Source organism: Cohnella baijiui (assembly GCF_020731285.1).
Classification (GTDB): domain Bacteria; phylum Bacillota; class Bacilli; order Paenibacillales; family Paenibacillaceae; genus Cohnella.
In genome coordinates this window covers 72,781-91,200 of sequence record NZ_JAJFOW010000001.1, presented here as the reverse complement: position 1 = coordinate 91,200, position 18,420 = coordinate 72,781, and the positions used below count along the sequence as shown (strand labels likewise).

The 18,420-nt window shown below is 60.4% G+C and carries 16 protein-coding genes; 14 read left to right on the top strand and 2 right to left on the bottom strand.

The window, feature by feature from the left end; genetic code table 11:
• Positions 1-35: 35 nt before the first annotated feature.
• Complete coding sequence (locus LKX83_RS00385; RefSeq protein WP_227879760.1) at positions 36-1,625, bottom strand: response regulator transcription factor; 1,590 nt, start codon at positions 1,623-1,625, stop codon at positions 36-38.
• Positions 1,625-3,439: a sensor histidine kinase gene (locus LKX83_RS00380; RefSeq protein ID WP_227879757.1), complete on the bottom strand. Its 1,815-nt coding sequence runs from the start codon at positions 3,437-3,439 to the stop codon at positions 1,625-1,627. Before LKX83_RS00380 ends, LKX83_RS00385 begins: the two co-directional genes overlap by 1 nt.
• A gap of 216 nt (positions 3,440-3,655) precedes the next feature.
• On the opposite strand from LKX83_RS00380, the gene LKX83_RS00375 reads away from it, so the two are divergent.
• The 14 genes from LKX83_RS00375 to LKX83_RS00310 all read left to right on the top strand — a co-directional run bounded on the left by LKX83_RS00375 (position 3,656) and on the right by LKX83_RS00310 (position 18,266).
• Positions 3,656-4,585: an ABC transporter permease gene (locus LKX83_RS00375; protein WP_227879756.1), complete on the top strand. Its 930-nt coding sequence runs from the start codon at positions 3,656-3,658 to the stop codon at positions 4,583-4,585.
• Between the two features lie 37 nt (positions 4,586-4,622).
• Positions 4,623-5,552, top strand: a complete 930-nt coding sequence (locus tag LKX83_RS00370) for a carbohydrate ABC transporter permease (RefSeq protein ID WP_227879754.1) — start codon at positions 4,623-4,625, stop codon at positions 5,550-5,552.
• A 74-nt stretch (positions 5,553-5,626) separates the two neighbouring features.
• Positions 5,627-7,144: an ABC transporter substrate-binding protein gene (locus LKX83_RS00365; RefSeq protein ID WP_370639001.1), complete on the top strand. Its 1,518-nt coding sequence runs from the start codon at positions 5,627-5,629 to the stop codon at positions 7,142-7,144.
• Between the two features lie 206 nt (positions 7,145-7,350).
• Positions 7,351-8,037 (top strand): response regulator, encoded by a 687-nt coding sequence (locus LKX83_RS00360; RefSeq protein WP_227879750.1) that lies wholly within the window; start codon positions 7,351-7,353, stop codon positions 8,035-8,037.
• The gene (locus tag LKX83_RS00355; RefSeq protein WP_227879749.1) at positions 8,034-9,395 is read left to right on the top strand and encodes a sensor histidine kinase; all 1,362 of its coding nucleotides are present in this window, start codon (positions 8,034-8,036) and stop codon (positions 9,393-9,395) included. The genes LKX83_RS00360 and LKX83_RS00355 overlap by 4 nt, the downstream gene beginning before the upstream one ends.
• A 142-nt stretch (positions 9,396-9,537) precedes the next feature.
• Positions 9,538-9,966: a DUF6220 domain-containing protein gene (locus tag LKX83_RS00350; protein WP_227879747.1), complete on the top strand. Its 429-nt coding sequence runs from the start codon at positions 9,538-9,540 to the stop codon at positions 9,964-9,966.
• Entirely contained in the window at positions 9,950-10,354 is a 405-nt protein-coding gene (locus tag LKX83_RS00345; protein ID WP_227879746.1) for a hypothetical protein, read from the top strand. Before LKX83_RS00350 ends, LKX83_RS00345 begins: the two co-directional genes overlap by 17 nt.
• Before the next feature lie 98 nt (positions 10,355-10,452).
• A complete protein-coding gene (locus LKX83_RS00340; RefSeq protein WP_227879744.1) occupies positions 10,453-11,142 on the top strand; it encodes a response regulator transcription factor in 690 nt (229 codons plus the stop codon).
• A gap of 6 nt (positions 11,143-11,148) precedes the next feature.
• Entirely contained in the window at positions 11,149-12,630 is a 1,482-nt protein-coding gene (locus tag LKX83_RS00335) for a sensor histidine kinase (RefSeq protein ID WP_227879743.1), read from the top strand.
• Complete coding sequence (locus LKX83_RS00330) at positions 12,614-13,753, top strand: WD40 repeat domain-containing protein (RefSeq protein ID WP_227879742.1); 1,140 nt, start codon at positions 12,614-12,616, stop codon at positions 13,751-13,753. Before LKX83_RS00335 ends, LKX83_RS00330 begins: the two co-directional genes overlap by 17 nt.
• Before the next feature lie 180 nt (positions 13,754-13,933).
• Entirely contained in the window at positions 13,934-15,349 is a 1,416-nt protein-coding gene (locus LKX83_RS00325) for an ABC transporter substrate-binding protein (protein WP_227879740.1), read from the top strand.
• Positions 15,342-16,223 (top strand): carbohydrate ABC transporter permease, encoded by an 882-nt coding sequence (locus LKX83_RS00320; RefSeq protein WP_227879739.1) that lies wholly within the window; start codon positions 15,342-15,344, stop codon positions 16,221-16,223. Before LKX83_RS00325 ends, LKX83_RS00320 begins: the two co-directional genes overlap by 8 nt.
• Positions 16,224-16,242: 19 nt before the next feature.
• A complete protein-coding gene (locus LKX83_RS00315; RefSeq protein ID WP_370638992.1) occupies positions 16,243-17,118 on the top strand; it encodes a carbohydrate ABC transporter permease in 876 nt (291 codons plus the stop codon).
• Between the two features lie 17 nt (positions 17,119-17,135).
• On the top strand, positions 17,136-18,266 hold the full coding sequence (locus LKX83_RS00310; RefSeq protein ID WP_227879736.1) for an efflux RND transporter periplasmic adaptor subunit: 1,131 nt from the start codon (positions 17,136-17,138) through the stop codon (positions 18,264-18,266).
• The last annotated feature ends 154 nt before the right edge of the window (positions 18,267-18,420 follow it).

Sequence of the window (18,420 nt, the reverse complement as noted above, 5' to 3'; positions counted from 1 at the left end):
TTGGTTTGGGCAAGCGTAACTTCTAACGCCAACCGTCAACTTGCGCCGCTCGCGCCGCCTTGCATTTTCCGGTATTGCGCCGGCGCGACGCCGACGTATTTTTTGAAGTGCTTGTAGAAGTGCGCGGCGTCCCAGTAGCCGACGGCCTCCGAAATTTCCTGCATCTTCATCTTTGTCGTCCGCATGAGCACGATCGCCCGGTCGATACGCAGCCGATTGAGATAATCGGAGAAAGACTGGCCCGTCTCCTTTTGGAACAGCTGGCCGAGATAGACGGGGTGGACCCGGTACGCCTGCGCCAGCGTCTTGAGCGAATATTCCTTGTGACAGGCGGCTTCGAGCTCCTGAAGGATTTGCCGGACGATCGGATTGCGCTCCTCGCGCTCGCTTAGCGCGTCCGAGATCGCCGCCGCCATCGCGCGCACCAGTTCCTTCAACTGTTCGAGCGAAGCGGAGCCGAGAATGCGGCCGACCGTCTCATGGTACGTTTGAAAGACCGGATGGCCGGTCGGCGTTTCCTTCAGCAGTTTTTTCATCTGCATGACCATCTCCAGAGCGCCGTGCCTCAGCCGCACGGGCGACATCCGTTCCATGGCGGAGAAGGCTTCGAAGTCCGCTTCAATCTGCTTGGCAAGCCGGTTCAAATCGTGGGCGAGCACCAGGCGGGCGTACATATCTCCATCCGCGGTAGGGGAGTAATCGCTGCCGGACACGCCCGCGAGCCGGTCATAGACGAGTACGGGCTCATCCGGGTACAGCATGGCGTACTCCAGCGCCTGATGCGCATGCCGGTAGCTGTCCGGCGCCCGGTCGAAGCCGGCAACAAGCGGGCCGAGCGCGAGGACCGGCAGACATCCCAGCGCGGGCCGCAGTTCGTCGCCCAGCGTCTCGAGCTGCTCCGTCAGATGCGCCAGCCCGTCGGCGTCGCCGGACGGCGATGCGAGGAAGAGGGCGGTATCGTCGGACGTATCCAAAAAGCTTAAGTACGCGGCTCCCCGCAAGGTGAGGAACCGCTCGCAAGATCGGCGGATCCGCGCTTTCAGTTCGTCCCGCTCGGCTTCGTCCGCTTCCCGGTCCGGCGCCCGGACGATCGCCGCCGCGACGAACGGCGCCTGGAGCCGCAGTCCGAGAAACTCGGACCGCAGCCGCCACTGCTCCGGGCCGATCCGGCCCGTCGCCCATCGGTACAGGATATTGTCCTTCAGCATGCCAACCTGGTCTTGGCTGAGCCTGTCGATGCGGGCGCGGTTCAGCTTTTCCACCGAATGGATGAGCGTCTCCCTCAGCTCCTGCAAGTTGATGGGCTTGAGCAAATAGTTTTCGATGCCGAGCTTCATACCTTGCTTGATGTATTCGAACTCGTTGTAGCCGCTCAGGATGATGGCCTTGAGCTCGGGATTGCGGCGGCGGAGTTCTTCCAGCAGCGTCAGGCCGTCCATCTCCGGCATCGAGATGTCGGTGATGAGAATATCGACCTGCGCGCCCGCCGCCTCGATCTGCTCGAGCGCATCTTGCCCGTTCTCCGCCTGGCCGGCGAGCACCAGCCCCAGATCCGGCCAGTTCACGATGCCGGACAGCCCTTTCAAGATAAACGGTTCGTCGTCGACGATCCACACGTTGTACATCAGGCGATCTCCCCTTCGTATGGCAAATGGACGAGGATGCGGGTCCCCTGGCCCGGCTCGCTTCGGATCTCCAGTCCGAAGCGGTCTCCGTAGGTCAGCCGGACGCGTTCATGCACGCTGCGGACCCCGAGCGAAGCCCATCCGCGATTCGCGTCGCGTCCCTCGAGCATCTCCCGGAGGACGGCAAGCCGCGCAGGCTCGATGCCTTTGCCGTTGTCCGCCACCTCCAGGGTCAGCGTCGACGGCGCTTCGCCGGCATAGGCGCGGATCGTCACGAAGATGCCGCTTCGCGAGGAGCGCAGCCCGTGAACCACGGCATTCTCGATCAGCGGCTGAAGCAGCAGCTTGAACACGGGCACCCGGCGAAACGCGTCGCCGATCTCGATCCGGTATCGCAGTTTGTCCGCGAACCGCACCCGGTGCAATTCCAAATATTCTTGGCAGTATGCAGCCTCCTCCTCGAGCGGAACGAGCGTCTCGGGCTTCACCGCGTAGCGGAACAGCGCACCGAGCAGATACAGCATTTCACCCGCTTCTTCCGCACCGCTGAACATGGCATTCATCCGGATCGCTTCCAGCGTGTTGTAGAGGAAGTGGGGATTGATCTGCGATTGAAAGGCGACGAGCTCCGCCTGCTTCATCTTGATCTCCGACACGTAAACCTGGTCGATATAGCTCATCAACTCTTCGCACATCCGGTTAAAGCTCCGCGAGATTTCGTCCAGCTCGTCGCTGCGGCCGACCGGGACGCGGAAACCCAGATTGCCTTGCTGCGCCTGCTTCATCGCTTTGACGATGAGTTGGGTCCGCTTGGCGTACCGGTACATCGCGAGATAGGCAAAGCCGATCGTCAGCGCGATGCCGATGGCGGTAATGACGACGAGGCTGCCGCGAAAGCCGGCATAGCGGCCCGACAGTTCGGGAAACGGAACGATCCCGCTGACGAGAATGCCGGATTTGGCCGAACGCGTCGCAACCGTATGGGACATCACGTCGAGCTGGGCCTCGCTCTCCGTCGCGGTCAGCTTGGCGGCATAGGGATAAGGCTGGCCGTCGTACCGGTGACGAGAGTCGTATAACGAATACCCGTCCGCGAACAGCACGAGACTGTAGCCCATCGGCGGATCGTCGCCGAGCGTTCGCGCACGGTTCAGGGCGTCCGCCCGAAAGGTGACGAGCAGCGCGCCCTCCGCCTGCAGCCGGTCCGGATCGTTGAGATCGAAGGCGACGGTATAGCCGCCTGTCTGTTTCAACTGCAAAATTTCGTCCAGACCGAACGCCGACGCCCGGTTCACCTTCTGGTAGCGGAGCGCTTCAATCGCTGCGGCGGCCTCCGCCCGGTTGTCCTCGAGCGTGCGCAAATACTGCGTCTTGTCGCTGTTAAAGGTGGCGATGAAGGATTGGCTTCTACTGTATACGGCGATCTGCATAATGTCCGGATTCCGCTCGAGTTCCCGCTTCATGAACGTTTCCATATTGTTGTCTTCGGGCCGCGCGCTCGCCACGAAGTTGTTGAACCGGTATTGAATGTAGAGCGGGAAGTCGTGACGCAAAAAAAAGAGGATGTCGTTCAACAGCTGCTGATTTTGATAAAGCTGCAGCACGATCTCTTGCGACTGATCGACCTGCTGATCGAGATGCCGGGAGAGCGCGTCCACCGTCTGCCGCTGGGCGGCCAGTTCTTTTTGCAGCAGCGAGTTGGTCGAAAACTTGTAGACGAGGACGGCCAGCGAGCAGAACGTCACGATCGTCAGCACCGAGAACACGAGGATGATCCGGTTGAACAGCCGCGTGCGAAATACGATATAAGTCAACTCCGATAGTCTTGCCGTAGCCCGTCAACTCCTAAGAAGAAACCGCTTTATTCTCGTATTCCCACGATAACACGGGGGCCGGGAACGGACAATCGCGCGCGCGAGGGAAGCTTTGCTTTGTACAACAAAGCTTGGATTTATTCAATACCGCCGCCCGGGGAACGCGTGGTAAATTGAGGTGGCGACAGCAAACAGACTGGGAGGGACGTATTACCGATGCGCACGTTTTTTCGGGACTTGAACAAAAACAAAGCGTTCCTGACGATGGTGCTGCCGGGGGCGATCTGGTTTATCGTGTTTTGTTACCTGCCGATGCCGGGCGCGCTGCTGGCGTTTAAGCAGTACCGGTTCGATCAGGGCGGCTTTTTCGCGGCGCTCCTGCACGGGGAATGGACGGGATTCAAAAACTTCGAATTTCTGTTCCGCGCCGAAGACGCTTACATTATCACGAGGAACACGGTGCTGTACAATCTCGTGTTCATTTTCCTTGGGCTGGCGCTCTCCGTGTCCATGGCGATCATCTTGTTCAACCTGACGCAAAAGCGCTGGGCCAAATTTTACCAGACCGCGATGTTTCTGCCGTACTTCCTGTCCTGGGTCATCGTCAGCTACTTCGCGTTCAGCTTTCTGAGCGTCGACAAGGGCATTCTGAACCATATACTCGCCTGGTTTGGCGCCGAGCCGATCCAATGGTACGCGGACAAGACGTACTGGCCGTTCATCCTCGTCTTCATGAGCATGTGGAAAAGCGTGGGCTATTCGAGCGTCATCTATCTGGCGGCCATCTCGGGCATCGACAAGTCGTATTACGAGGCGGCGATGATCGACGGCGCGAGCAAATGGCAGCAAACGACGCGGATCACCGTGCCGCTGATCAAGCCGATGATGATCATTCTGACGATCCTCGCGATCGGCGGCATCTTCCGGGCGGACTTCGGCCTGTTCTTCCAGATTCCGCGCGACTCGGGCCTGCTGTTCCCGGTGACCAACGTCATCGATACGTACGTGTACCGCTCGATGAAGGTGCTCGGCGACTTCGGCTTGGCTTCGGCTGCCGGCTTCTACCAATCGGTCGTCGGATTCGTCCTCGTCATCGGCGCCAACTGGTTCGTGAAAAAAGTGAACGAAGAGCAAGCCCTGTTCTGATCCGAATCCCTATCTTCAGCCCAAGGAGGCCAAGCGAATGAATCCTACCGCCAAGCGGACCAAGCTTCGCGATATCCATCGGCTTCCGTTCGGCTGGAACGCCTTGCTCCATCTGATCGCCGGAGGCTTCGCCTTGTCCTGCCTGTTTCCGTTCGCGCTCGCGATCGTCATTTCCTTTACCGACGAGAACACGCTCGCGCTGAACGGCTACAGCATCTTTCCCGAGAAATGGAGCATGTTCGCCTACGACTATATTTTCCGAACCGGCGACCAACTGCTTCACTCGTACCTCGTCACGCTGTCGGTCACCGCGATCGGCACGCTGTTGACCGTCGCGCTTACGGCGCTGTACGCGTACGCTTTGTCCCGCAAGGCGTTCAAGTATCGCAAAGGGTTCACGTTTCTCGCGTTTTTCACGATGCTGTTCGGCGGAGGCCTCGTGCCTTCCTATATCATCGTTGCGCAAATGCTGCATCTGAAAGACACGATCTGGGCGCTCATTCTTCCGATGGCGCTCAACGCCTTCAACATCGTCATCCTGCGCACCTTTTTCCAGACGATGATTCCGGACGCGATCGTCGAATCCGGCAAGATCGACGGCGCCGGGGAGTATAAGATTTTGTTCCGCCTCGTGCTGCCGCTGGCGCTGCCGGGACTCGCGACCATCGCGCTGTTCAGCACGTTGGGCTTTTGGAACGATTGGTTCAACGCGCTGCTCTATATCGATTCGAACCGCATGGTACCGCTGCAGGCGATGCTGATGCGCATCGAGTCGAGCATGCAGTTCATCATCCAAAATTCGAGCATCCTGAACAGCGGCGAGAGCCGCGAGATGCTCGCGTCGCTGCCGCAGGAAACGTCGCGGATGGCGATGGTCGTCCTCGCCACGGGGCCGATCGTGCTTGCTTACCCGTTTTTTCAGCGCTACTTCGTCGAAGGGCTGACGATCGGCGCGGTCAAGGATTGACCGGATGCGGTTTTAGTTGCCGGCGCGTCCTCGCGTCCGGCGGTTAAAATAGACGATTCATACGAGAAGGGGAGCTGGACCGAGTGAAAAAAGGATGGATGGGCACGACGGCCGTCTTGTTGACGGCGAGCCTGCTGGCCGCGGGCTGCGGCAGCAAAGGAAACGAGGAGAAACCGTCCGCTTCCGCGAACGGAAGCCAGGGGGCGAGTCCTTCGGCCTCGGCGTCCGGGAGCGCCAAGACGGAGGAGAACGTCAATCTCGTCTGGTATACGATCGGCACGCCGCCGAAGGATCTGAAGAAGGTCAACGACGCGGTCAATGACTATATCAAGGATAAAATCCACGCGACTGTGGAGATGAAGCTGCTCGACTGGGGCGACTATTCGCAGAAGATGCAGATCATCATCGCGTCGGGCGAGCCGTATGACATCGCGTTCACGAGTTCGTGGGCGAACGATTACTTCGGCAACGCCAAGAAGGGCGCCTTCTACGAGCTGGACGGCCTGCTGGAGAAAGAAGGAAAGGGCGCGAAAGAAGCGTTGAATCCCGCCTTCCTCGAAGGTACGAAGGTGAACGGGCACAACTACGGCCTGCCGACGAACAAAGAGCTGCCGCAGCAGCGCGTATTCCGCTTCAACAAAACGCTCGTCGACAAGTACAAGCTTGATCTGAGCCAGGTCAAGACGATCCAGGATCTGGAGCCGCTGCTCAAGACCGTCAAGGAGAACGAGCCGGGTCTCAATCCGATTCCGGGCAAAATCGCGGAGTTTCTCCCGTTCGACCTGCCGATCAACGATCTGCCGTTCATCGGCGTCCCGCTGGATACGAAGGAGTACAAGCTGATCAACGTCTGGGATACGCCGGAAGCGATGAGCTACCTCGAGACGGTGCACAAGTATTATCAAGCGGGCTATTTCCCGAAAGACGTGGCGACGCAAACCGATGCCGGCGATTACTTCAAAACGGGCAAATGGCTCGTCGACGTCGCCGACGCGCAGCCTTATGCGGACAACCTGTGGAGCAACGATGCCGGCTACGGCGTCGTCAGCGTGCCGATGCAGGACCCGATCACGTTTAACTGGTCCGTCGCGGGTTCGCTGCAGGCAATCAACGCCAAGTCCAAGCACCCGGAGAAGGCGATGGAGTTCCTCAACCTGCTGTACACGGACGCCAACCTCGTCAATCTGATCGACTTCGGCATCGAAGGCGTGCACTACAAAAAGACCGGCGAGCAGTCGAAGGACGCGATCCCGGACAGCGGCTACGGCTTCCCGGCATTCACGACCGGCAACATGATGCTTACGTATTTGAACACGAACGACCCGGCGGACAAGTGGGAGAAGTTCAAGGAGTTCAACGATTCGGCGACGAGCGCGCCGCTGCTCGGTTTCCAAGCCGACACCTCGTCGATTACGACCGAAATCGCCAACCTCAAGAACGCCAAGGACTCCACCTACAATGCGTTGTTCTCGGGCACGATCGATCCGAAGGACAATTTGCCGAAGGTAAACAAAAAGCTGAAGGACAGCGGCCTGGATAAAGTCATGGCCGAGCTGCAAAAGCAAATCGACGCCTGGCGCGCAAGCAAGTAAACGGGCGCGATCGCATCAAAAAAAGCCGAACAGACGCTGAAGAGGCGGCTGTTCGGCTTTTCGCGCGCTGCGGTCGGATGCCGGCGAGTTGTTGCGATCCGTTGACGATTCGTTGCGGACGGCGTGAAAATGGCGGGAGATTGTCCGTTTCCCGCGATTTCCGTTTACAATAAGAGAAAAACGCGACCAGACAAGGAGAGGATGGGATGACACGCACCCTGCTGCTCGTCGACGACGAGCCCGGCGTGATTGAATTTATGGCGCCGTTCCTGGCCGGGGAAGGCTTCCGCATCGTCACGGCGGCCACCGGTCCCGAAGCGATCCGGGTCGCCTCGCGCGAACGGCCGTCGCTTGTCGTGCTCGACTGGATGCTGCCGGACAGGAGCGGCATCGAAGTGTGCGGAGAGCTGCGGCGAATGGGTCCCATGGGCATCATCATGGTGACGGCACGTACGGAAGAAAGCGACAAAATCGTGGGACTGGAGATGGGCGCCGACGATTATTTGACCAAGCCGTTCTCCCTGCGGGAGCTGGCGGCGCGGATCCGTTCCGTACTCAGACGCATCGAGGGACAGGAGGCAGAGCCGCGGACGATCGAGCGCGGCGAGCTGTCGATTTCGGAAGCGCAGCGCCGCGTATGGAAGCGCGGGGAAGAGATCGACCTGACGCCGACCGAGTTCAAGCTGCTGCTGACGCTGGCCGCCAAGCCCGGCATCGTCTACAGCAGGCTTCAACTGCTCCAGTCTGTCTTGAGCGAAGACATCCTGAACGACGAGCGGACGGTGGATGCCCATATCAGCCGCATCCGGCGCAAGCTCGAGGACGACCCCGCCCATCCATCCTATATTGAAACGGTGTTCGGCTTCGGCTACCGCTTCGGTAAGCACGCATGAACGTCGGCCGCAAGCTCTTCGTCGCTATGGCGGTGCTCGCCGTCGCGATGAGTCTGCTATTCGTCTCGGCGACCAACCTCGTCGTTCGCCATTCGCTTGCCGCCATCATCGATTCGACCAAAGGCGAGACGCTCGACCGATGGGAGGCGGAGCTTCTGCGCGATTATGCGGATGAAGGCGGAAGCTGGGGCGGCGTCCGCGCGCGGATCGACCGGCTGAAGGCGCAGCAACCCGAGGCGCGCATCGTCCTCTTGTCCGCCGATCGCGCGAGCCTTTATTCGGATGCGGAAGCCGATTCGCGAATGGTCACCCGGCTTGGCCTGCAGCGAAAGATCCGCGACGACGGCCGAACGATCGGTTATTTGTATTATTACGATCCCGAAACGGCCGTACTCCGCAAAATTCAGATCGGCATTGCGGTTTCCGTCGGCATCTTGCTGGCCGGCGCCGCGATCGCCCTCGCGCTCGTCGCGCTGCTCGCCGCCTTCGGCATTTCCCGCTGGCTGACGGCACCCCTGCGTCGGCTCCTTCCCGCGATCGATCGCCTGGGGAACGGAGAGCTAGGCATCGCAGTTCCCGTCACGACGACGGACGAGTACGGCAAAGTCGCGACCGCGTTTAACGAGATGTCCGCGCAGCTGAGGGAAGCCGAGGCGGTGCGGCGGCATCTCGTCGCGGACGTCGCGCACGAGCTGCGGACGCCGCTCGCCATTCTGCAAGGCAAGCTCGATCTGGCGCAGCAAAACGGGAAGCCTGTCCCGCCCGAGACGCTGTTGCCCCTGCAGGACGAGCTGCTCCGTTTGACGCGCCTCGTCGACGATCTACAGCAGCTCTCGCTCGCGGAAGCGAAAAAACTCCCGCTGGAACGGCAACCGACCGATGTGCGCGCGCTGCTGCAGCGCATCCTGGACCACGTGTCGGACGACGCCGCGAACAAGCGGATCGAGATGAACCTCGAAAGCCGGACGGACCGCGCGACGATCCATGCCGACCCGCACCGGCTGACGCAAGTCTTCTTGAACCTGATCGTCAACGCGATTCGCTATACGCCGCCGGGCGGCGCCGTCCGCGTCGACGTCGAGGAAGATAAGGTCGCGGACCGCGATGGGCTGCAGGTGACGGTGACGGACAATGGGCCGGGCATAGCGCCCGAGCATCTGCCGCATCTTTTCGATCGCTTCTACCGGGCGGACGGCGCCCGGACGAGACATGACGGCGGCGCGGGACTGGGCCTTGCCATCGCGAAAGCGTTCGTGCTGGCTCACGGCGGCGCCATCGACGCGTCGAGCCGTGTCGGGACTGGCGCGACGTTTCGCGTCCGGCTGCCTTACAGCCCTCCGGAGAAGTCGGCGAACTGACCGCGATGCCCTCACCGCCCTTGTTCAAGTCGAAATTCAATTTCATTCCTTCGCCAAGCGATCGCAACAAGTTCACAACATGGCGCTGTTATGATCGAAGGGCAGGAGGGACGAACGAAATCCCTCCGGAGGAGGGATTCGATTGTCCGATCATTCGACCAAGAGAACAAGGGGAGCCGCCATATTCGCCATCGGTTTTACGTTATTGGCGTATTTGTTCGCAGTCGGCGTGCTCGTGCAGGTGTTTTTGGCGGGCATGGCGATTTTCGTCGACTCGCTTCGTTGGCGGGATCACGAGATATTTGTCCGCGTGATCGAGTTTGTTCCGCTGATCATGCTGATTCTGGCTTTTCCGGGTCGGCTGCCGCAGACGCTGCGCTGGATGTGCGCCGGCATGTTTTTGCTGATCTTCGCGCAGTACTTTACCGCGCATTTTCCCGGTGCCGGCGCCTTCCATCCCGTCATCGCCGCCTTGCTCTTCGTGCTGTCGGTCCATGTCGCCACGCAAGCGAGACGGAGCGTCTTTCTTGCGACAAAGGAAGGGGGTGCGAACCATGCAACCTTCCGCTAAACCCGTTGATAGCCGACAGCTGCTGCTTATTTTCGGTCTTGCCGCCTTCGCTTGCCTGAGGCCGATCATGAGCATCACGGGCTTGTCTGAGCAAATCGGCAAACCCGTTGCCTCCGTCGGCATGACCGTCGTCATTACGCTCGTCTGGATCGTCGCCGCGATCGTTGCGCGGGTTCCCCAGCCCGTCGTAACGCTGACCCTTACGGGTATCGCATACGGCGTGCTCGCGATCGTGCTGAGCGGCATCCTCTCGCCGATCCTGACCGGAGAGCTTCAAGGCCCGCTCCGTCACCCGTTCGCGATCATCGCCGTCCTCGCCACCAACGCGATTTGGGGCTGCATTTCCGGGCTGTTGGCGACCGCCGCGTTGCGGGCGAGAAAGCGCTGAACGGCTTCACGCGCGGCATTCGCCTTTCGTTTCGATTCGGGAAGGCCGATATGATATGATACTCCCGAGGTAGAATTAACGAACGGCGGGGAGGATTCATGGATAAGGTCAAAGTCCTCATCGTCGAAGATGAGAAAGCGATCGCGGATCTGCTCTCCTACGGTTTGGAAGGCGAAGGGTACGAAACCCGGATTGCCGCCACCGGCGCGGCCGGAATCCGAGAGGTGGAGCTGTTCCGGCCGGATCTGCTGCTGCTCGACTGGATGCTTCCGGACATGAGCGGCCTGGACATCTGCAAAAAGGTGACCGCGGAGCGGAACATTCCGATTCTGATGATCACGGCCAAAAACGACATCACGGACAAGGTCCTCGGCCTGGAGTTCGGCGCGGACGATTATATCACCAAACCCTTCGACCTTCGCGAGGTGCTGGCGCGCATCCGCTCGATCATGCGGCGGCTGGCACAAGCCAACCGAGCAGGCGAGGAGGCGGAAAGCGAATCGCTGCGGTATCGCGACCTCGAAATCGTGCCGGCGGAACGGCTCGTGCGCAAAAACGGCGAAGCCGTCGATCTCACGCCCAGGGAATACGATCTGCTGCTTCATTTATGCAGCCATCGGGGTCGCGTCTTTTCGAGGGACGAGCTGCTGGAGGGCGTCTGGGGCTACGACTACGCCGGCGAGACGCGGACCGTGGACAACCACATCCAGCGGCTGCGCAAAAAGCTCGAAGCGACCGAATGGATCACCACCGTATTCGGCTTCGGCTACAAGATGGAAAAGGAATAAACGCGCATGAATCGGTTCCGGTCCATTCGCGCGAAGTTTCTCGTCGGTTTTTTCCTGATCTTTTCGATTTCTTTTTTGATGTTGAACCAAACGATGACGCGCCTGATCCAAACGAGCAACGAGCGCATCATCACGGACGACCTGATCGGCGTGAAAAACAACGGAAACAGCTATGTGCGGCAAGCCTACATGATCAATCACTACGCGAGCGATCAGCTTTATTTCGGCGAGATCGCGCGGGAGATGGCGGGCGACCTGGAGCGCGCGACCTCGAGCCAGGTGGGCGCCTATACGACTGGGGGCGAGCTGCTGTACGCCACGGATCCCGCAGCCCTGGAGCGGGGAACGGGGGAGGACCTCTCGCAGGCGATGCGAGGGGCTACGGCATATACGATCACGTACGCGCACGGTACGGCGTCCGTCACTTACGCTTATCCGGTCGTCGTGGACGGCGTAAAGGTCGGCATTCTCCGCTACGCCAAGGAATTCGATCTGCTCTACGCGCAATCCAGCCGCATCTTGAACGCCATTTTCTACAGCGCGCTGGCGATATTCGCCGTCGCGTTCCTCTTTTCGTACCTGCTCTCCCGGCATATTTCCATTCCGCTCGGGAGATTGGCAGGCGCGTCCGCCGAAGTGACGAAGGGCAACCTCGACGTCAGGCTGTCCATGCGGCGCAAGGACGAGATCGGGCGTCTCTCCGGCAACTTCAACGAGATGATCGGGCAAATCCGCCGCCAGATCGACCGGATCGCGAGCGACCGCGATCGCTTGGAGCGGATGAACGTCGAGCGCAAGCAATTTTACGACAACGTCACCCACGAACTTAAAACGCCGCTGACTTCGATCCTGGGCTACGCGGAGATCATTCGCGAAAAGGGGGAGAAGGACCCGGCTTTTTTCCGCAAAGGCATGACGCATATCGTCGAGGAAAGCCAGCGGCTCCATCAGATGGTGGTCGCTTTGCTGGAAGAGAGCAAGGGGACGGGCAGCGAATCGCAACCGGAGCGGATCGACGCAGGCCGGCTGCTGAAGGATGTCTCCGATGCGATGGCCTTCAAGGCGCTGCGTTACAACACCGCGATCCGCTGCGAAACGCAGATCGGGCTGTACGTGCGCGCGCAGCCCAACAGGCTGCGGCAGCTGTTCATCAATTTGTTGGACAACGCGATCAAGTACGGCGACGCCAACACGGAGATCCGGCTGTCCGCCGAAACGGACAAGGAGACGGTCCGCGTTACGATCGTGAACGAAGGCGACGAGATCCCGCCCGAACGGTTGGCCGGCCTGCGCGAGCCGTTGCATACGCAGGCCGACCGCCCGGCCCGCGAGCGAGGAAGCGTCGGTCTCGGCCTGCCCATCGCGCGCGAAATCGCCGAGTCGCTCGGCGGCCGGATCGACATCCGGAGCGAGCGTCGGTTGACGCGCGTCTGCGTAGAGCTGCCCATTCCGAGAGAGGAGCGTCTTCCGCATGGCGAATCGACATAAGCCCCTGCTAGCGGGCCTGCTGCTCCTGCTCGCTTGGATCACAGCCGGCTGCACGCTCGGAACGGGCGCCAAGACGATCGTCATTCCCGATCAGCCGGACGAGACCGCCGGCGGGCCGCCGAACCGATCGTTTCAAGTGAAGACGATCTATCGCATCCCCGTCCGCGAACAGGCGCAAGCGGGCGTTTTCGCCTGGTCGGGCGAGGAACGGGTCCTGGAGCTGTATTGGGACAGCCTGCGCTTTCCGCATTTGGTCCGTCTCGAGCCGCCTTCGTACGACAAGCCCGAGAAGCTGCGGGATTTCGACCGGAGCAGCGGCTTCGTCGGGGGATTGTCGCCGGACGGCCGCTACGCGTGTCAGATGGTCCCGGAGAAGGAGGGCTACGCGATTCGCCTGGTATCGTCTACGGGCCAGGGGGAGATCGCGGTAGATCGTGTCCCGTCCGAAAGAGGCGTCGTCGAAAGCATGGCCTGGTCGAACAACGGCCGGTTTTTCGCCTACGTCGCGGTGCGGGACGACCGCTACGAGATCGCCGTCTTCGACACGCAAGGAGGCAGACTGGCGAGATACGATTGGCCGGACGGGGCGGCATCGTTTCCGGTCACGATGGCGAAGGTGTCCGACGACGGCCGGACCGCGCTGCTCACGACAGTAGGGAGAAGCCGCTACGCCTTCGTTTGGGGATCGCTGGGCGGGGGCGCGTTTTCCGAGCTCTACGCGAAGGAGCTGACGGACGACGCCCAGGCCGATTGGGCCAGCGAAGATCGCCTCGTGTTCGCGGACGGGGAGGACGGTGCGCTCAAGTCGTACGATCGGCGCAACGGCGAGCTTGTCGTCATCCGCGATCGTATCCGGCGGTTCGCGCTGTCCGCGGACAAGCAGTCGATCGCCTATACGACGGACGATGTGACGGTGGAGGCGGCCAAGCTGCAGGGCAATACGCTCCGCAACGAAACGCAGATCTACCAGGGCATCGTTCCGGGTTTTCTGATGTGGAGCCCGAGCGGCGGCAGCCTGCTCGTTCAAGGCAGCAAGCCATACGAAAGCAGCAGACAAAGCGTCGCCGCGCCGGCGGCGCCTGCAAGCGATGCGCTAGCGCTGATCGTCCGTTTCCAGTCCTGACGCAAGCACCCTCCGGCCCGCCGCGCCAACCCGGCGCGGGCCTGGCGCCCGTTCGGGGGTGCTTTTTTTGTTTTGGAGACAATTTGGCGACAAGTCGGGGATACGTTCGTGATATCTCTCCTTTATAGTCGATAGGGATCGATCCACATGCGATGCCAACGACACAAGGAGTGATTTGGATTGAAGAAGCTTACCCGAACGTTACCCGTTCTTTTGCTGGCGACTAGCCTGGCCGCCTGCAGCGGAACGTCGAATGCCGGCGGAGGCAAATCGGAACAACCGTCCGGCGCGAGCGGCGCGGGCAACCTGTCCGCCTCTGACGAGATCCCCGGTCAGCCGGCCGATACCGCTTCGTCAGGCGGCAAAAAGAAAATCGTGTTCTCGACCTTCTGGCCGGACGACCGTTTCAAGGAAGCCAAGCGCCAATACGAAGCGCTGCATCCGAACGTCGAAATCGAGCTGCAGTCCGTCGATACGGATAACGCGCACTTGGAAGCGAACTTGGAAAAATTCCAGACGAAGACGAGCGCGGCGATGCTGGCGGGCAAAGGACCCGATCTGCTGGAGATGGACATGCTGCCTTCGGACGACTACGTGAAGCATCATTTGCTGGAAGAGATCGGAGCTTGGATGGACAAGGATCCGAACTTCGACAAGAACGATTATTTCGGCAACGTGCTGGACGGGGTCCGGGCGAACGGCGGGCTGTACGGCATGCCGCTCCAATTTTTCCTCCTCGGCCTGTCCGGCGACGAATCGGCGATTCAAAAAGCGGGTGTGCAGATTGACGACGCGAATTGGTCTTGGAGCCAGTTCAACGAGCTGGCCAAGACGCTCGTCCAGAAAGGGGAATACAAGCATGCCTTCGTGACGCCGGCCGAATACTTGCTGACCGAGATGGTCACGGATCATTACGGAGAGTTCGTCGACTTGAACGGACGAAAGGCGAATTTCGATTCCCCCGCGTTTACCGGGCTGCTGCAGGAAGTGAAAGGAATGGTCGACGACGGGGTCGTCTCCAACGAGTCCGGGGGAATCGGAGGCAGGGGGGACGCGTATTTCCGCACGATCCAGATCAATTCCCCGTATGACTTCCTCGTCTCTCTGCGGGAGATGTCGGAGCATGAGAAGTTGTATACGAAACCTCATGCCCCGGGATCCCCGAAAGGCGGCTATTTCCGCACGTACCGCACGATCGGCATCAATGCGTCTTCTCGCGTCAAGGCCGAAGCCTGGGATTTTCTCCGGTTCATGATGGCCGACAAGAGCGCCCAAAAGAGCACGGCGGCCGGTTTTCCGATTTCGAAAAAGTCCTATGAAAGCTTGAAGATGGCCCTGTTGAAGGAAGGCAGCGTCAAAGCGTATGAGGATGGCCCCCTCCATGGCTTGAAGATCCCGGTCGACAAGAAGAAGCTGGACGAGCTCGACCGCTTCGTGACGGGAGCGACGCATGCGGCGCATTCCGTCAACTACAAGACGAACAAGATTACGGATTTGATCACCAAGGAATCGACGGCATTCTTCCGCGGGCAAAAATCGGCCGACGCCGTCACCAAGCTGATCCAGAACAAAGCGACAACGTATCTCAATGAGTAAGCGGCGGATTCGCGGTTGGCGCCGGTCCGAGACGGCGGCGGCGCTGGCCTTCACGGCCCCGAGCTTGATCGGCTTCGCCATGTTCTATTTGGCCCCTTTTGCGATGGGGGTATATACCTCTTTCACGGATCGAACGCAGGGCGGACGGTTCGTCGGGCTTCAGACGTATCGGGAACTGCTCGCCAGCAGCTCCTTTCGCAAAGCCGCGTCGAATACGCTGCTCTTCACGGGGATCGGCGTCCCGCTCGTGCTGCTCCTGTCGCTGGCATTGGCGCTGGCGTTGAACCGGCGCCTGCCGCTGCGCGCGTTTCTGCGTTCGGCATACGTGCTTCCGCTTGTCGTGCCGGTCGCCTCGGTCGTGGCGGTATGGCAAATTGTTTTCGATTGGAACGGGACGATGAACCTCCTCCTCCATCGCTGGGGTTTGACGCGCGTAGACTGGCTGCAGTCCGAGTGGGCGATGGGGATCGTCGCGGCGATTTACGGCTGGAAAAACATCGGCTACGATATGATTCTGTTTTTGGCCGGTTTGCAGTCCATACCACAGTCGTACTACGAGACGGCGAAGATCGAGGGGGCGGGGCGCCTCAGGCAGTTTTGGCATATCACATGGGTCTATTTGACGCCGACGACGTTTTTCGTCCTGCTCATCTCGACGATCAATTCCTTCAAAGTGTTCCGCGAGACGTACCTGCTTGCCGGAGATTACCCGTACGACCGGATCTACTTGATGCAGCACTTGATGAACAACCTGTTTTTTTCACTTCAAATCGAGAAATTGACGGCCGCGGCAACGCTCATGGTCGGCTGTATCGTGCTGCTCGTGCTCGCGCTTCAGACGATCGAGCGGCGCTATCGGGAATCGATGGAGTAGCCCGGGAGGTGCGGCTGGCTTGAAGAAACGAGAAATCCCGCGGTTGGCGCTGTCGCTGATGTTGACGCTGGGAGCGGCGGTCATGCTGCTACCGATCGTACTCACCTGGATCCAATCGCTGATGTCCGAGCAGGAGATCGAACGCAATTACAAGTGGATCGGCCAGATGGTGGATACGGCTTCGGGGAACGGGAACGTCTTCGCGAACCTGAAGCTGCTGCCGGACCTGCTCTCGTTTGACCCATATTTGCAAGTACTTGTCCTGTCGCCGAAATACTTGATGCTGTTTTGGAATTCGGTCTTCCTTGTGGTGCCGATCGTGCTCGGCCAGGCGGCGGTCGCGGGCCTGGCTGCCTATGCCTTTGCCAGGCTGCGTTTTCCGGGGCGCGACAAGCTGTTCCTCATGTACGTGATGACGATGCTGATGCCGTTTCAGGTGACGCTCGTCCCCAATTATCTCATCATCGACTCGCTCGGGCTGATGAACCGCAATGCCTCGATCATCTTGCCCGGCATCTTCGGGGCGTTCGGCGTGTTTATGATGCGGCAGTTCATGGCGCACATCCCTCAGGCGTACGCCGAAGCGGCCAAGATGGACGGAGCGGGACATCCTACGATTTTCCTCCGGATCGTTCTGCCGCTCGCGAAATCCGGCTTTGCCGCCTTGACGGTGCTGCTGTTCGCCGACAATTGGAATATGATCGAGCAGCCGCTGCTCTTTTTGCAGGATGCGGACAAGGTGCCGCTATCGCTCTATTTGTCGAGAATCGACGCCGAATCGCGGGGAATCGGCTTTGCGGCTTCGGCCCTGTACATGCTGCCGATGGTGCTGCTATTCCGCTATGCGGAATCGTACTTTATCGAAGGCATTCAGCAGTCGGGCATCAAAGGTTAGCTTGGGAGTGAAACGAAATGGAAGAAGCGCAGGCTGAAGCGCGGAAACGAAAGATGCGAAGGCTCGCCGGGTGGCTCGCCTGCTTGCTGGTCGTCCTGACGCTGACCGGCAACACGGTGCAATCGCTCCTGCTGCCCAAGGCGTATGCGGCGCAGGCAAGCAAAGGCCGGCTCGAGCATCGCTACCGAGGGACGGCAACCGTTCGACCGGCGGAAGAGATCGATCTGCCGAATCCGGCGGGGTGGAAGGTCAAGGAAGTGCTCGCGGGCATGGGGGATCGCGTCAAGCGGGGGCAAGTCCTCGTACGCTACGACGACAAGGAAGCGGCGATCCAGCTAAGCGAGCAAAAGGCCGCGCTGAAAAAGCTGGAGCTATCTGTCCAGACGCTGCAGGCGCAATATAGGCAAGCCGTCGCCGACGGGGACGATGCGGCCCGGAAAGCGGCGGAGTCGGGGATGGCGTCGGTCAAGCTGGATATGGACTCGCAAAAGCTGCGCATCGCCCAGCTTGACGACGGCATCCGCGAGCAGCGGCAGCTCATCGCGCCCTTCGACGGCGTCGTTGTCGCGGTAAACGCGACGGTGGGCTTGTCCGCCGCGAACGGGCCGGATGTCCGGCTGACCCTGGCGGAGAAAGGCTATTCGGCGGAGCTGCAGATGCCGGCGGATCTGGCGTCCCGGCTCTCCGTCGGCGAACCGATCGACCTGCGCCGGATCGAACGGGACGGGGAGACGCTGCGGGGGATGATCGCTCGGATCGAGGACGCGTTCGAGGCGAACCGGCAGGCCGCCGACGGATCGGATCTACCGCCGACCGAAGCGCCGGGTGTTAAGGTGGTAGTCGCCTTGCCGGACAAGAGCGTCCATGGCGGGGAGCGGGTGCAGGTCGATCTGACGATCGACGGGGCGAGCGAGCAGGTGTTGGTACCCAAGCAGGCGGTCCATCGGGATGCGTCCGGAAGCTTCGTGTACACGCTCAAGGAAGATCAGGGTCCGTTGGGCAACGCCTACTACGCCGTCCGATCGCCGGTCGCGGTGACGGATGTCAACGAATGGATGGCTGCCGTCGGCGAAGGTTTGTTCGACGGCCAAGAAATCATCGTCGATTGCAAGGAGCCCCTCCAGGACGGCATGCGCGTGCGCCTTTGAGCTGCATGAGGGCCGGGAGACAACCGCGGCGGATACGAACCGAAGATTTCGGGTTAGAAGATTTCCTCCAATCCTAACGCGCGAAAGCGCGTTTTTTTGCGTTGCAGCCCATTCCAGCCAAGCAAGCCGGAGCGCCGCCGAACGATTTTTTTCT

Excerpts from the sequence above, each read along its gene's own strand:
- LKX83_RS00320 (WP_227879739.1), top strand. The coding sequence starts at position 15,342 with ATGAGTAAGCGGCGGATTCGCGGTTGGCGCCGGTCCGAGACGGCGGCG.
- LKX83_RS00310 (WP_227879736.1), top strand. The coding sequence starts at position 17,136 with ATGGAAGAAGCGCAGGCTGAAGCGCGGAAACGAAAGATGCGAAGGCTC.
- LKX83_RS00370 (WP_227879754.1), top strand. The coding sequence starts at position 4,623 with ATGAATCCTACCGCCAAGCGGACCAAGCTTCGCGATATCCATCGGCTT.
- LKX83_RS00345 (WP_227879746.1), top strand. The coding sequence starts at position 9,950 with ATGCAACCTTCCGCTAAACCCGTTGATAGCCGACAGCTGCTGCTTATT.
- LKX83_RS00375 (WP_227879756.1), top strand. The coding sequence starts at position 3,656 with ATGCGCACGTTTTTTCGGGACTTGAACAAAAACAAAGCGTTCCTGACG.
- LKX83_RS00360 (WP_227879750.1), top strand. The coding sequence starts at position 7,351 with ATGACACGCACCCTGCTGCTCGTCGACGACGAGCCCGGCGTGATTGAA.
- LKX83_RS00330 (WP_227879742.1), top strand. The coding sequence starts at position 12,614 with ATGGCGAATCGACATAAGCCCCTGCTAGCGGGCCTGCTGCTCCTGCTC.
- LKX83_RS00385 (WP_227879760.1), bottom strand. The coding sequence starts at position 1,625 with ATGTACAACGTGTGGATCGTCGACGACGAACCGTTTATCTTGAAAGGG.
- LKX83_RS00355 (WP_227879749.1), top strand. The coding sequence starts at position 8,034 with ATGAACGTCGGCCGCAAGCTCTTCGTCGCTATGGCGGTGCTCGCCGTC.
- LKX83_RS00340 (WP_227879744.1), top strand. The coding sequence starts at position 10,453 with ATGGATAAGGTCAAAGTCCTCATCGTCGAAGATGAGAAAGCGATCGCG.
- LKX83_RS00335 (WP_227879743.1), top strand. The coding sequence starts at position 11,149 with ATGAATCGGTTCCGGTCCATTCGCGCGAAGTTTCTCGTCGGTTTTTTC.